Source organism: Sorangium sp. So ce693 (assembly GCF_051521375.1).
Classification (GTDB): domain Bacteria; phylum Myxococcota_A; class Polyangia; order Polyangiales; family Polyangiaceae; genus Sorangium; species Sorangium atrum.
On sequence record NZ_CP150347.1, the window covers coordinates 7322822 to 7337206 of the forward strand.

Genomic DNA, 14385 nt, shown 5'->3' on the forward strand with positions numbered 1-14385 from the left:
TCTCCCTCGAATCCCCCGCGCGAGCCGGTGCGCTCGCGACACGAGGAGACGCCCGGCCGAGGCGAGGCAGGACGAGACGTCGATGCGCGCCCTGGACACGCGCTGTCTTGCTGAAGATCGGATGGCTTGAAGAGACTCGAACGATGCCGGGCGGAACCCCGTCGAGCGTCGGCGCTCACGACATCCGCTCATCGCAGGACGGACGAACATGCCGGCGACCCGCGGTGTCCCGCGAGGACGCTGGTGCGCGCCGCCTGTCATTCACTCGCGCAGCAGCGAAGGAGGCTTCCTCGTGATGGTTAGAGCTCGTTCTGAAGACCCGCGCACGGGCGGGATCGGGGCGTGGATCGTCAGCGTCCTGATGGGTCTATCGTCAACCGCCGGCTGCTTGCCCCAGGGACACGAGCTTCCGTGCTCGGGATGCGGAAGACCCGGACCGTCTTCGTCGCTCGGGGGCGGTGGGCCTTCGTCGCTCGGGGACGGCGGCTCCTCGTCGCTCGGGGGCGGCGGGTCTTCGTCGCTCGGGGACGGGGGGTCTTCGTCGCCGGTCGCGCCAGGGAGCGGTGACTCGCCGCCGTCGGATCCGCCGGACGACGGCGCGACGCCCGCGCCGGCCGCTCCGCCGCCGTCCCTCGGCTCGCTCCGAGGCGTCCCCATCCCCGAGCCGAGCGAGCTGTCCCGGTACGTCAAGAGCAGGGAGATGGCCGTCGCCCTAGGAAAGGCGCTGTTCTGGGACATGCAGGTCGGCAGCGACGGCGTGGCGTGCGCGACATGCCACTTCCACGCCGGCGCCGACCACCGCAAGAGAAACCAGATCAACCCCGGGCTCAACAACCAGGATCCCGAGCGGCGCACGCGGTTCGAGGCCACGAGGTCGGACGGGAAGGGCGGACCGAACTACGCGCTCGTGGCGAGCGACTGGACCTTCCGCCGCGACTTCCCCGCAGATGCCGACGACGTCATCTCTTCGCAGGGGGTGTTCCATGCTCGATTCAACGGCATCGTGCCCGGGAGCGCGAAGGACGACTGCACGCTGCTGCCGGACATCTTCCAGGTGCAAGGGGTGAACGTGCGGCGCGTCGAGCCGCGGCAGACACCCACCGTCATCAATGCGGTGTTCAACTTCCGCAACTTCTGGGATGGACGCGCGAGCAACCATTTCAACGGAGTGAACCCGTTCGGCAAGCGGGATCCGGACGCCGCCGTCCACGCCGTGCGCGACGGCATCCTGGTCCCCGAGAAGGTCGACCTGGAGAACTCGAGCCTCGCATCTCAGGCCGTGGGACCGCCGATCAACCCCTTCGAGATGTCGTGTGAGGGGAGGACGTACGCCGACGTCGCTGCGAAGCTCTTGCCGCGCAGGCCGCTCGCTGACCAGATCGTCGACCCCACGGACAGCATCCTCGGCGAGCTCCGCGATCCGAGCGGGAAAGGGCTCGCTCCGTCCTATGGAGAGCTCGTCGAAGGGGCCTTCGTGGACGCGTACTGGCGGTCGGACCAGCGCGTCGGCGATCGGTCGCTCGCGGAAGCGAACTTCTCGCTCTTCTGGGGTCTCGCCATCCAGCTCTACGAGGCAACGCTCGTGTCCGACAACAGCCGGTTCGATCGTTTTGCCGAAGGGGACAGCGCCGCCCTGAGCGACCAGGAGCGCGCGGGGCTCGCGATCTTCCAGGGCAAGGGCAGGTGCATCAACTGCCACCATGGCCCCGAGTTCACCAGCGCCGCCACCCGCCTGCAGCGCGAGGCGCAGGTGGGCGGTTTGATCTCGCGGATGCGGGTCGGGAACGGCGGCGCCGCGCTCTACGACAGGGGCTATTACAACATTGGCGTTCGGCCGGCCGAGGAGGACATCGGCGTCGGAGGGGTCGACCCCTTCGGTCATCCGTTCTCGTTCACGCGGCAAGGGAAGCTGCTGGCCGAGGGCGAGGGCGCCCCGGATGGTTTCCGCATCGAGCCGGCGTCGTTCGAGGTCGATCCAGGGGTGCCAATCGCGCCGGGCGAGCGCGATACGATCGACGGCGCCTTCAAGGTCCCGACGCTCCGGAACGTCGAGCTGACGGGCCCCTATTTTCACAACGGAAGCGCGCTGACGCTGCGGCAAGTCGTCGAATTTTACAACGCTGGCGGCGGCCGGCGCGAACGGGAGGGCGGCGACACGACCGGGTTCGGGCCCAACGGGACGAACCTCGCTCCGAACATTCAGCCGCTCGGGCTGACGGAAGAGGAGAAGAAGGCGCTCGTGGCGTTCCTGGCGACGCTCACGGACGAGCGGGTGCGGTTCGAGGAGGCGCCGTTCGATCACCCGCAGCTGTTCGTCGTCGACGGTCACTTCTGGAATGAATGGACCGTGGTGGATGACGGCACGGGGCGTGCTCGCGAGAAGATCAAGGAGGTCCCGGCGGTCGGCGCCGCAGGGCGCAAGCCGAAGGACCTCCCCGGGCTTGCGCCTTTCAACCCGCTCTGAGCGCCCTGGTGCGGCGGCGATCCCAACCTGGGTTGGCGATCCCAACCTGGGTCGGGTCGCCTCAACCTCGGTTGGGTCCGCCTCCGATCCCAACCTGGGTCGGGTCGCCTCAACCTCGGTCGGGTCTGCCTCAACCTCGGTCGGGTCTGCCTCAACCCGGGTCGGGCCGCCTCAACCTCGGTCGGGCCCCCTGGTCGCCTCAACCCGGGTCGGCTCCCCCCTCCCCCCTCAACCGGGTCGGGCCGGCCGCCTCAACCTGGGTCGGGTCGCCTCAACCTCGGTCGGCTCCCCCTGCCTCAACCTGGGTCGGGTCGCCTCAACCTGGGTCGGGTCCCCCCGCCTTCCTCCGGAGCGCCGCGAGCCTCGACGGCCGCACCAGCAGCCCGCCGACCGTCTGATCCGCGACGAGCTCCGCGATCTGCTCCGGCCCGTAGCCCACCGCCCCCGGATCGCTGGCCGCGAGCGGATGCACGCGCCCTCCTCCCTCCGGCCGGCACCAGTTCTGCACGCTCTCGTCCTGCGCCAGCACCGTCAGCGCGCACAGGTAGGCGTCCACCTCGCGGAACCTCCCCTCCCCCATCCCGCGCCCCACCATCGCGGCCACGGCCTCGGTCAGCGCGCGCCGCTCGGCCCAGTACGTCGCGAAAGCCGTCGGATCCCGCTCGCTGAACCGGTGGATCTCCGTGATCTCCAGGGGAAAGCCGCACACCGTCTGCACGTCGAAGCGCACGAAGCGCCATAGCTGCACGTCCGCCGTCTCACCGGCCGCCTCGAGGCTCCGCGCGTACGACAGCGGCAGCCGGTTCACCTGCTGCAGGATCTCCGCGACGATCAGCTCCTTGCGCCGGAACCAGTAGTACAGCGACGACTGCCGGAGCCCCGCCGCCTGCGCGACCTCCAGCATCGACACCTCGGCGACCCCCCGCTCGGCGAACAGCCGGCCCGCCACCTGCAGGATCTGCTCCCGCGGCGCGAGATCGCTCCGCTGCGGCGCCTTGCGCGGCCGGCCCATGCGGCGCGGGCTCCCCTCGGCCTTCTGCTCGCCTCCCGCGGTCCGCCCCTCCTCCGCCGGCTGCCTTCCTTCGACGCTGTGCCTGGCGTCGGTCTTCGGGGGAGGAGCCATCTCTGTCTTCGTCATCATCGTCGGAGGTGGCCATCGCGCAGCCGCGCAATCGCCACCGCGCCCTCATGCCGCCTCGCCCTCCCGCGCGTCAATCGGCTCCGCGCTCGCCCCCCTGCGCCATCCGCTCTTCACCCAATCCACCACCCACACCGCCACCGAGAAAATTCACCACTTCCGGGAAAAAGCGCGCGCGCCTGCATTTTACCCCAGCGAAACAGCCTGGAAACCCCGGCCCCGGATAGTCGGCCCGTAGTTTCGATTCTCTATCGAAAGTGAGGCGGGCGATGTCTGAAACGGCCACAACGTACGCCGCGCGCGAGCACGCGCGCGCCCAGGAAGGCAGCGTCGTCGAGACGCAACCCACCGTGCCGAGCACGTCGATCGGCGATCCGCCGGCGGGCGTCGAAGCGCGCGACGTCCTCTGGGAGGAGACCCTCGGCGCCGGCGGTTACGCGGCGCGCACGCTCCCTGTCGGCAGCCGGCTCCGGCTCGTCGACCTCGAGGGCGACACCTGCGTCGCCCTCGTGCTCCACCGCGCGGACCGCCCCATCGAGCGGCTCTGCCTCCCCGACACAGTGAAGCTCCAGTGGCAGGCCTATCCCGGCCCCGGCTACCTGCTCCTCTCGGACATGGGGCGCGTGCTCGCCTCCCTCCTCGAGGACACCGCGGGTCGCCACGACACCTTCTGCGGCACCTCCCTCCCGGCCGAGATCGAGTCCCGCCACGGCAGCGACGCCCACGGCGGCGCCCTCCGCTCCGGCCGGGAGCGGCTCCTCCTCGCCCTCGCCAAGCACGGCCTCGCCGAGCGGGACCTGCCCACGGCCATCAACCTCTTCAAGGGCGTCCGCATCGAGGCCGACGGCGCCATCACCTTCCTGCCCGACTCCTCCCGGCCAGGCGCCCACGTGCTGCTCCGCGCCGAGCAGGACGTCCTCGTCAGCGTCGCCGTCGTGCCGCACCGCCTCGACCCGCGCCCGACCTACCGCGCCGGCAAGGTCCGCCTGACCGCGTGGCGCGGCCGCCCCACCGCCGACGACGACCCCCTGCGCAACGCCACCCCCGAGGCGCGCCGCGCCTTCGAGAACACCGCCGAGGAGCTCGCGCTCGGCCTCCGGGCAGGAGGCGCGCGATGAGCCCCGCCGCCACCCCCGGGAAGCCGGTCGCCGCCCTGCGCGACCCCGCCCTCGCCGGGCTGTCCGGCGCCCTCGTCTCCGACGAGATCGTCCCGGCGCGCGCGCCGTGGGCCAAGATCGTCCGCGCCGGCGAGATCCTCCGCGTCATCGACCTCGAGGGCAACCAGGCCGTCGACTTCCTCGCCTACGTCCTCGCCGACACCGCCGAGCGCTACAGCGCCGCCGACACCCTCGTCGCCCAGCGCAACATCTTCCTCACCACCGGCGCGCGGCTCCGCTCGAACCGCGGCCGCGTGATGATGACCGTCACCGACGACAGCTGCGGCCGCCACGACACCTCGGGCGGCGCCTGCTCGTGCGAGTCGAACACCGTCCGCTACGGCCACCACACAAAGCACCAGCACGCCTGCGTCGAGAACTTCCTCCTCGCCGCCGCGCCCTACGGCCTCGGCAAGCGCGACCTCGTTGGCAACATCAACTGGTTCATGAACGTGCCCGTCGAGGCCGACGGCACGCTCGGCATCGTCGATGGCCTCTCCGCGCCCGGCAAACACGTCGACCTCCGGGCCGAGCTCGATCTGCTGCTGCTCGTCTCGAACTGCCCGCAGATCAACAACCCCTGCAACGCGTTCAACCCGACCCCGATCCGCGCGGTGGTGGTGCGGCCATGAGCGCCATGACCCCGCCCTTCCGCCGCGTCCTCGTCGCCAACCGCGGCGAGATCGCGTGCCGGATCCTCCGCACCCTGAAGCGCCTCGGCGTCGCGTCGGTCGCCGTGTTCTCCGACGCCGACCGCGCCGCCCTCCACGTGCGGCTCGCCGACCACGCCGTCCGCCTCGGCGGCCAGACCCCCGCCGAGAGCTACCTCCGCATCGACGCCGTGCTCGACGCTGCCCGCCGCGCCGGCGCCGACGCGGTCCACCCGGGTTACGGATTCCTTAGCGAATCCGAGAACTTCGCGCGCGCCGTCGAGGACGCGGGCATCGTCTTCATCGGCCCGACGCCGGGCCAGATGGAGGCCTTCGGGAACAAGCACCGGGCGCGGGAGATCGCCGTCGAGGCGGGCGTGCCGCTCCTGCCGGGGACCGGCGTCCTCCGGGACGCGGACCACGCCGCCGCCGAGGCCGCGGCCATCGGCTACCCCGTGCTGCTCAAGGCGAGCGCCGGGGGCGGCGGCATCGGCATGGCCCGCTGCGACGGGCCGGCGGAGCTCCCCGCGGCGTTCGAGCGGGTCCAGCGCCTCGCCCGCTCGAACTTCGGCTCGGGCGAGGTGTTCCTCGAGCGCTTCCTCGCGGCGCCCCGGCACGTCGAGGTCCAGATCGCCGGCGACGGCCGCGGGAACGTGCTCGTCCTCGGCGATCGCGACTGCTCGGTGCAGCGCCGCAACCAGAAGGTCCTCGAGGAGGCGCCCGCGCCCGACCTGCCGCCGCGGCTGCGCTCCGCCCTCGCCGAGTCGGCCCGCGCCCTCGCCGCGAAGGTCGCCTACCGCAACGTGGGCACCGTCGAGTTCCTCGTCGATCCGGCCCGCGCCGAGCACTACTTCCTCGAGGTCAACACGCGCCTCCAGGTCGAGCACGGCGTGACCGAGCTCTGCACCGGCATCGATCTCGTCGAGTGGATGCTGCGCATCGCCGCGGGCGACACAGCGTTCTTCGCGGGCGGCGACCCGGCGCTCCGGGGCCACGCGATCGAGGCCCGCCTCTACGCCGAGGACCCGGCGCGGGGCTTCCTGCCGAGCGCAGGCCTGCTCACCGAGGTGCGCACTCCCGAGGGCGGCGGCGTGCGGGTCGACGGGTGGGTCGAGACCGGCACCGAGGTCTCCGCGCTCTACGATCCGCTGCTCGCCAAGCTCCTCGTGCACCGCGCGGACCGGGCCGCGGCCGTCGCGGCGCTGCGCGGCGCCGTCGAGGAGACCCGCATCGGCGGGATCGAGACCAACCGGGAGTGGGTCGCGGTCGCGCTCGATCACCCCGATTTCCGCGGGGTCCGGCACCACACGGGCACGTTCGCGTCGCTGCCGTTCCGCCCGCCGACGATCGAGGTGACGGCATCGCCCGGCGCGGTGACGGTGCAGGACTGGCCCGGGCGCCTCGGCCTGTGGTCGGTCGGCGTCCCGCCGAGCGGGCCGATGGACGATCTGTCGTTCCGGCTCGGCAACCGCATCGTGGGCAACCCCGCCGGCGCCGCGGGGCTCGAGTGCGAGGTGCACGGGCCCACGCTGGTGTTCCACCGCCGCGCCATCGTGTGCGCCGCGGGCGCCGCGATGCGCGTGCTCGTGAACGGCACCGAGGTTGCGCCGTGGACGCCGGTCGAGGTCGCGCCGGGCGCCACCGTGGCCTGCGGGCCGGTGCGGGGGCCGGGCGCGCGCGCCTACCTGCTCGTCCGCGGCGGCATCGACGTGCCGGCGCACCTCGGCAGCCGCGCCACGTTCACCCTCGGCGGCTTCGGCGGCCACGCCGGCAGGCCGCTCCGCCCCGGCGACGTGCTGCGCCTCGGCGAGGAGGTCGACCCCTCCCTCGACCCCGGCGCGCTGCCGCCCGAGGCCCGGCCGGAGATCGGCAGGTCCTGGGAGCTCGCCGTGCTCGACGGTCCGCACGGCGCGCCGGACTTCCTCACGCGCGACGGGATCGAGCAGCTCTACGAGGCCGAGTGGGAGGTCCACTACCACTCGGCCCGCACCGGCGTCCGCCTCGTCGGGCCCGCGCCGAGATGGGCGCGCACCGACGGCGGCGAGGCCGGGCTGCACCCCTCGAACCTCCACGACAACGCCTACGGGATCGGCGCTGTCGACCTCACCGGCGACATGCCCGTCCTCCTCGGCCCCGACGGCCCGAGCCTGGGCGGGTTCGTGTGTCCGCTCACGGTCGCCGCGGCCGAGCGGTGGAAGCTCGGCCAGCTGAGCGCCGGGGACAAGGTGCGGTTCCGCTCGATCGTGCCCGCGGAGGCCGACGCGCTGGCGCAGCGGTGCGACGCGCTCGTGGCCCTGCGCGGCGGAGCCCCGAAGGAGGCGCCAGCGCCGCTCGCGGCCAGAGCGAACGGCGCAACCACGGTCGGGAACGGCGCAACCACGGTCGGGAACGGCGCAACCACGGTCGGGAACGGCGCAACCACGGTCGCGGCGAGGGCTGCGCTGGCGCCCGCGCCGCTCGCGGCTCCCGCGCCGGCCGCGCCGCGGCGGCCGCGCGGCGAGCCCGTGCTGGGCCGCGTGCCGGCGCGCGACGACCGGCCCGCGGTGGTCTTCCGCCAGAGCGGCGACCGCTACGTGCTCGTCGAGTTCGGCCCGCCGGTGCTCGACATCGACCTGCGCGTGCGCGCGCACCTGCTCATGGCGCGGCTCGAGGAGCTGCGCATCCCCGGCGTCATCGACCTGACGCCCGGCATCCGCTCGCTCCAGGTGCACGTCGACTGCGCGCGCCTCACCGTGGCCAAGGCCCTCGACCTGCTCCGCGAGGTCGAGGCCGACCTGCCCGCCCAGGACGAGGTCCGGATCCCGAGCCGCGTCGTCCACATGCCCCTCAGCTGGGACGACCCGGCGACGCGCGAGGCGATCGAGCGCTACATGCGCGCGGTCCGCGACGACGCGCCCTGGTGCCCGAGCAACCTGGAGTTCATCCGCCGGGTCAACGGGCTGCCGGACATCGCGGCGGTCCAGGAGATCTTCCTCGCGGCGAGCTACCTCGTGCTCGGCCTCGGCGACGTGTACCTCGGCGCGCCGGTCGCGACGCCGATCGATCCGCGCCACCGGATGGTCACGACCAAGTACAACCCGGCGCGCACGTGGACGCCCGAGAACGCCGTCGGCATCGGCGGCGCGTACCTGTGCATCTACGGCATGGAGGGGCCGGGCGGGTACCAGTTCCTCGGCCGCACGGTGCCTGTCTGGAGCCGCCACCGGCCGTTCCGGCAGACCACGCGCGAGCGGCCCTGGCTCCTGCGCTTCTTCGACCAGCTCCGCTTCCACCTCGTGTCGCCGGAGGAGCTGCTCGACCTCCGCGCCGACATGGTGGCCGGGCGCGGCGAGGTGCGCATCGAGGAGACCACGTTCGACCTGGGCGAGCACCACCGCTTCCTCGCCGAGAACGCCGGGGCGATCCGCGCGGCGCAGACACGGCAGCGGGCAGCGTTCGACGCCGAGCGCGCCCGCTGGGAGGCGGAGGGCGAGTTCGACCGCGTGCGCCGCGCGGGCGCCCGGCTCGAGGGCGCCTCGTCCGCCGCCGAGGACGCCCTCCCGGCCGGGGTGCTGCCGGTCACGGCGCCGCTCACCGCGTGCGTGTGGAAGGTCGACGTGGCCGAAGGGCAGCGCGTCGAGGCGGGCCAGCGCGTGGCCGTGCTCGAGGCGATGAAGATGGAGTTCCCCGTGGTGGCCGACGTGGCCGGCGCGGTCGGCTGGATCGGCTGCCGCCCGGGCCAGATGGTCAGCGCAGGCCAGCCGCTCGTGGGGGTGTCGGCCGATGCGTGACCCGATCTCGACCGCCGCACCCGCATCGGCGTCCGTCGCGGAGGACCGCGGCGACGCGGAGGACCTCGCCCGCCTCGGCTACCGCCAGGAGCTCCGGAGGGACCTGGGCAGCCTGTCCGCCTTCGCGGCGGGCTTCTCGTACGTCTCGATCCTCACGACGGTCTTCCAGCTCTTCGTGATCGGGTACGCCTTCGGCGGGACCCGGTTCTTCTGGACGTGGCCGGTCGTCTTCCTCGGCCAGCTCGCCGTCGCGCTCAACCTCGCCGAGATGGGCTCGCGCTACCCCGTGGCCGGCTCGGTGTACCCGTGGGGGCGCCGCGTCTGGGCCGGCGCGCCGGGGTGGCTCGCGGGCTGGCTGAAGCTCGTCGGCGACGTCGTGAGCGTCGCCGCGGCGGCCATCGCGCTGCAAGCGATCTTGCCAAGCGTTTGGAGCGGGTTCCAGCTCCTTGGAGGCGACCCCTCGCTCACGTCGCGCGACGGCGCCGCAAACGCGGTGCTGCTCGGCGCGGGCCTCATCGTGCTGACGACGGCGATCAACATGGCCGGGGTGAAGGTGATGGCCTGGGTCAACGACGTCGGCGTGATGGCGGAGCTCGGCGGCGTCGCGCTGCTGCTCGTGGCGCTGTTCCTGAGCGCGGTGCGCGGCCCCGGCGTGGTGCTGGAGCCCATCTACGGGCCGCCGTCGTCGCTGGGGACCGGGGCGGCGGGCCTGCTCGCGGCCGCGCTGATGCCGGCGTACGTGCTGTACGGCTTCGACTCGGCCGGCTCGCTGGCCGAGGAGACCCAGAACCCGCGTCGGATCGTCCCAGGGGCGATCCTGAAGGCCGTCGTGGCCTCCGGGGTGGGCGGCGCGCTGCTCCTCCTCGCGGCGCTGATGGCGGCGCCGAGCCTGACCGACGGCCGCCTCGCCACGGAGGGCCTCGCCTACGTGGTCGTCGGCGCGCTCGGCCCGACGCTGGGCAAGGTCTTCCTCGTCGACGTCGCGCTGGCCGTGTGCGTCTGCACGCTGGCGATCCAGACCGGCGCCTCGCGCCTGGCCTTCTCGATGGCGCGGGACGGCGCGCTGCCGTGCGCGCCGGCGCTGTCGCGCGTGTCGCGGCGCACGAAGACGCCCGTCGCCCCGGCGATCGTCGTCGGCGCGCTCGCGAGCGGCATGCTCGTCGTGAACTACGGCGAGGCGCAGCTCTTCGTGCTCATCACGGAGACGGCCGTGCTGCTCGTGAACCTCTCGTACCTGGTCGTGACGGCGGGGATGCTCCTCCGCCGGCTGCGCCGGTGGCCGGGCCTCGCGGGGGCGCCGGCCGGGGTGTTCTCCCTGGGCCGGGCCGGGCTCGCGCTGAACGCCGCGGCCGTGGCCTGGGGGGTCGCGCTCATCGCGAACATCGCCTGGCCGCGACCCGACGGCGCCGAGGCGACGTGGATGGAGTACTTCCCGGTGCTCGGGGTCGCCGCCACGCTCGTCATCGGGCTCGGGGTGTTCGTCGCGACACAGAGGCCGGCAGGAGCGCGGGTTGCCATCGGCCAGCCCGGGGAGCGCTCGGCGTCGCTGACCTCCTGAAGGGGGCTGCTCCGGCGGCGAGTGGATCAGGGAGAGGGCGTGACGCTGAGCGCGCCCGCGGCGCTGAGGGACGCCTTGTAGCTCCCGGACGCAGGGTAGGTGATGCGGAATCCGGCGAGGTTGGGCGAGACGGTCTTCGTCTCGCCCGACGCCTGCGTGCCGCCGGCCGGCACCCAGTACTGCGTGCACGGATCCGACTGCCCGGCGGTATGCGTCTGGACGAGCATGCAGACGTCTCCGCCATTCTGGGTCGCGATGGCCTGGCTGACCTGGTACGTGAGCGCGAGGGCATCGCCGACCGCCGTGAGCTCTGTCGCTGCGTTCATCGAGGTCACGCCGGTCGCGCCGCACTTCAGGTACCAGTGGCTGGGCGCGTCGGCGCAGGCGGGGATCGGCGCGGCCGCCGTGCCGCGGGTCACCTTGACCGTCGCCTCGGACGGCGAGACCCCGAGCAACGAGATGGCCAGGTTCGCGTCGCGATCGACGAACGTATGACCCCAGGGGAGCGCCTCGCGCGAGACGTTCGCGGGATAATGAGGGACGTCGATCGGCACGGAGGGCGTCATGTTGACGATGCGCGTCGGGGTCCCCTCCAGCGTGCCCCGGTGCACGAGGATTCCGCGAGCGACCGGCGAACCCGCCGTGAACCGCTGGGAGTCGAAGACGCCGAGCGGCTGGCGATACTCCACCTGGTACGTCTCGTCCCCGCCGGGGATGGGGACGACGAGCCGCTGCACGCCGTCCGAAGGCTCCTCGATCGGCTCGACGCTGACGACGGAGGTCCCGCTCGCGCTCACGGTCGCCGTGTTCTCCGGATCGAACCAGCCGAGCAGCGCCTTCTCCGGAGCATTGTAGTGCAGGAACTGCGCCCCCATCGTGCTGAACGAGTCGCCGTACCCTTGCACACAGCTCGTGTTCCCCGGGTTGAGCTGGCCGCTGTTTGCGCACGCAGGCAGGTTGGGCTGCGCGCAGCTCGAGCTCATCGACGCCCAGTTCCCAGAAGCGTCGGCGCAATTCAGCAGGTCGGAGTGTCCCAGCCCCAGGTTGTGTCCCAGCTCGTGCGCGAAGGTGCCAGAGTCGGCGGGGCTGTAAAAATAGGTACTGGAGCCCAGGGCTGCAGCTCCGTCGGTACAACCCGCCGGCCTCTCGGAGAAAAAGTACATCGTGTGCTGGTAATTGGACTCCACATAGCCGTCCGCCGTCGCGGCGATCGCCCTGCCCATCGCCGCGTAGGTGGGTCGCAGCGAGCAGCTCGTGGGCGCCGCGTTGATCGTGTACCAGCCGAAATAGTCCCCGTCGGCGTTCACGTGGCCGGTCAGGTTCATCTTCCCGTAGGAGGCTTCATGGAAGAATTTGCTGGTCGAATCCGCGTTGTTGAAGAGGCGGTCCCGCACGTCGTTGACGGTGTAGGTCGGAGTCGGGCTTGTATTGAACCGGATGAAGATCGCCGCGACCTTGCGATCGCCGATGACAGCGGGCTGCTGGACGGCGGAGATCGTCTCGACCTCGTCCGCCTCACCCTCCATCGCAGCGCCGCAGGCGGAGACCGCGAGGCAGAGAAGAAGAAACCCGCTGCGATGGGTGAACGGAACGTTGCGCATTGTACCTCTGTGGTGTCGAAGAGAGCGCGTGGCAGTGCCGGACGCGAGCGTGTGTGGAGTCACGGGCTCCAGACCTCGAGCCCACGCGCAGGCTCGGAGCTCACGACGTGACGATCGACCAGGCCGCCTTGGAAGGCAGCGAGCCCGGGGAAAGTCGAGACGCTTCGGAGACGTCAAGCCCCAGCCGCGGGCCCCCGCGGACCAGGTTCATTGAACCCTCTCCTGGTCACTGGATGCCGCTAGCCCCCGTCGCCCTTCAGAAAATCGTAACGTCCTCGCCGACCTCAGGACGAACTCGCCGCGCTGGGGGCGCCGCATGCCCAGCTCGAACCGCTGGCGCGCAATTATCGTGAAATTGAATTTTTATGGCGCTGCACGCCTGCGGGGATGGGAGCCCGGCGAGCTCTCCGCCGCCTACCCCTCCCCCTGCGTCTCCTGCGTCTCCAGCTGGATCGCCCCCTCCGAGATCGTGATTCGAGCGGCCCCCACATCCGGGAGAATCGACACAACAATCCGTCTCGGCACAACCTTGTTCATCGTGCGACAGGGCATTACGTACACCCTGCGAGCCGAGGATGGTGCTGCCATGAGCCACGCGAAGAGCCCAGGATCACCGGCATTCTCCCACGCGCGATTCACCGGAAAAATCGGCGTCTTGGCAGCCCTGAACGCGCTCCTCCCGGCGAGCGGATGCGTGACGGGGATCGACGATCAGCGGATCGCCACGCCCGAGGATCGCGCCGTCGTCGATCCGACGCCGACGCCGCGCGACTTCCGCGGCCAGAACGCGCGGCACAGGGTCCTGGTCGCCGTGCTGGACGCCGGCGTCGACTACAACCATCCTCTGCTCCTGCAGAACATGCACTTCTCGCTGGACGCCGCGGGGACGCCGGCGGCGCTGGGGCGCGACCTCATCGGCGACGACGTGTGGCCGGCTCCCTATGTGGCGCGCACCTCGCGCTACGACGAGCGGCTCGACGAGCGCTCGCGCGCCGCGTCCATGGCCGCGTGGAAGACGGCCTCACGGCTCGTCGATGCCTTTCCAGAGATGGCGCGCTTCTACCATCCGTCGCGCAACGTCGGGCAGGAGCTGAGCAGGAACGTCAAGCACGGGACGCACGTGGCCGGGCTGATGGTCTATGACCGGCCCGATATCGGGCTTCTGGCCTATCGGGTGATGCCCAGCAACAGGATCCCGAAGGACGAGAAGCCGCCCGCAGATGCCGTCGACAAACTGGCCCGGGAGACCTCCGCCGTCATCGAGGCCGCCGTGGAGGACGGGGCGCGCGTGATCAACATGTCGTGGGAGGTTCCGGGCAACGACACGCCCGAGCGACAGGAGATGCTCAGGACGCTGGCGAAGCGCCTCCGGACGACCGTGCTCCGGCACCCGCGCGTGCTCTTCGTCGTCGCGGCCGGCAACTCCAGGACCTGGCTGGACGGCAGCACGCGCGTGCACTACCCCTGCGGGATCGACGCCTCCAACGTGCTCTGCGTGGGCGCGCTGCGCGAGAATGATGACCTGGCGGCGTTCAGCAACATCCCTCTGAGCGGCCTGGACGTGGTGTTCACCCTGGGCGAGGACGTGCTCTCCACGGTCCCGAGCGGCATCTGCCCCGTGAAGGAGACCGACGTCCTGAGAAAGGAAGATCCCAGCGACGACGAGCTGAGGACCCTGGCCGAGGCCGCGGAGGCGCGGTGCGGGAACTCGTTCTTCCTGGAGAGGATGAGCGGGACATCGATGGCCGCGCCCATCGTCGCTCACGTGGCGGCCGAGATCCTGGTCGACGAGCCCGATCTGGTCGCCGCCGAGGTGGTCCGGGCGATCTACCGCAGGGCCACGCGCAGCTTCATCGGCGCCCTGCCGGTGTTCAAGCTCAGGATCCAGAAACCCTCATGGGTTGGCCTGGAGCCACGCTCCGGCGAGGACGACGAGAGCGTCGGCAGCGAAGCGCACACCGATGGCGCGAGGGACCTGGAGCAGGATCGACCGTTCGCTCCCGAGCCTGGAACCTGGGAGGCCTATCTGACGAGGTGATCGTCTCGG

The 14385-nt window shown here is 71.7% G+C and carries 8 protein-coding genes; 6 read left to right on the forward strand and 2 right to left on the reverse strand.

What is annotated here, in order from left to right; genetic code table 11:
* Positions 1-700: 700 nt before the first annotated feature.
* Positions 701-2464: a cytochrome-c peroxidase gene (locus WMF14_RS27260; protein ID WP_437790707.1), complete on the forward strand. Its 1764-nt coding sequence runs from the start codon at positions 701-703 to the stop codon at positions 2462-2464.
* A 316-nt stretch (positions 2465-2780) separates the two neighbouring features.
* Here the strand turns inward: WMF14_RS27260 and WMF14_RS27265 are convergent, their stop codons facing one another.
* The gene (locus tag WMF14_RS27265; RefSeq protein WP_437790709.1) at positions 2781-3587 is read right to left on the reverse strand and encodes a TetR/AcrR family transcriptional regulator; all 807 of its coding nucleotides are present in this window, start codon (positions 3585-3587) and stop codon (positions 2781-2783) included.
* A gap of 284 nt (positions 3588-3871) precedes the next feature.
* On the opposite strand from WMF14_RS27265, the gene WMF14_RS27270 reads away from it, so the two are divergent.
* Genes WMF14_RS27270 through WMF14_RS27285 form a run of 4 tightly spaced genes read left to right on the forward strand, consistent with a single transcriptional unit; the run spans position 3872 to position 10737 of the window.
* Positions 3872-4720 carry an urea amidolyase associated protein UAAP1 gene (locus tag WMF14_RS27270; RefSeq protein ID WP_272093816.1) on the forward strand — a complete coding sequence of 283 codons (849 nt, stop codon included), beginning with the start codon at positions 3872-3874 and terminating at the stop codon, positions 4718-4720.
* Complete coding sequence (locus tag WMF14_RS27275) at positions 4717-5391, forward strand: urea amidolyase associated protein UAAP2 (protein WP_272093817.1); 675 nt, start codon at positions 4717-4719, stop codon at positions 5389-5391. Before WMF14_RS27270 ends, WMF14_RS27275 begins: the two co-directional genes overlap by 4 nt.
* Entirely contained in the window at positions 5388-9179 is a 3792-nt protein-coding gene (locus WMF14_RS27280; protein ID WP_437790711.1) for a 5-oxoprolinase/urea amidolyase family protein, read from the forward strand. Before WMF14_RS27275 ends, WMF14_RS27280 begins: the two co-directional genes overlap by 4 nt.
* The gene (locus WMF14_RS27285; protein ID WP_272093819.1) at positions 9172-10737 is read left to right on the forward strand and encodes an APC family permease; all 1566 of its coding nucleotides are present in this window, start codon (positions 9172-9174) and stop codon (positions 10735-10737) included. The genes WMF14_RS27280 and WMF14_RS27285 overlap by 8 nt, the downstream gene beginning before the upstream one ends.
* Positions 10738-10763: 26 nt before the next feature.
* Here the strand turns inward: WMF14_RS27285 and WMF14_RS27290 are convergent, their stop codons facing one another.
* Positions 10764-12338: a hypothetical protein gene (locus WMF14_RS27290; protein WP_437790713.1), complete on the reverse strand. Its 1575-nt coding sequence runs from the start codon at positions 12336-12338 to the stop codon at positions 10764-10766.
* A gap of 316 nt (positions 12339-12654) precedes the next feature.
* On the opposite strand from WMF14_RS27290, the gene WMF14_RS27295 reads away from it, so the two are divergent.
* Entirely contained in the window at positions 12655-14376 is a 1722-nt protein-coding gene (locus WMF14_RS27295; RefSeq protein WP_437790714.1) for a S8 family serine peptidase, read from the forward strand.
* The last annotated feature ends 9 nt before the right edge of the window (positions 14377-14385 follow it).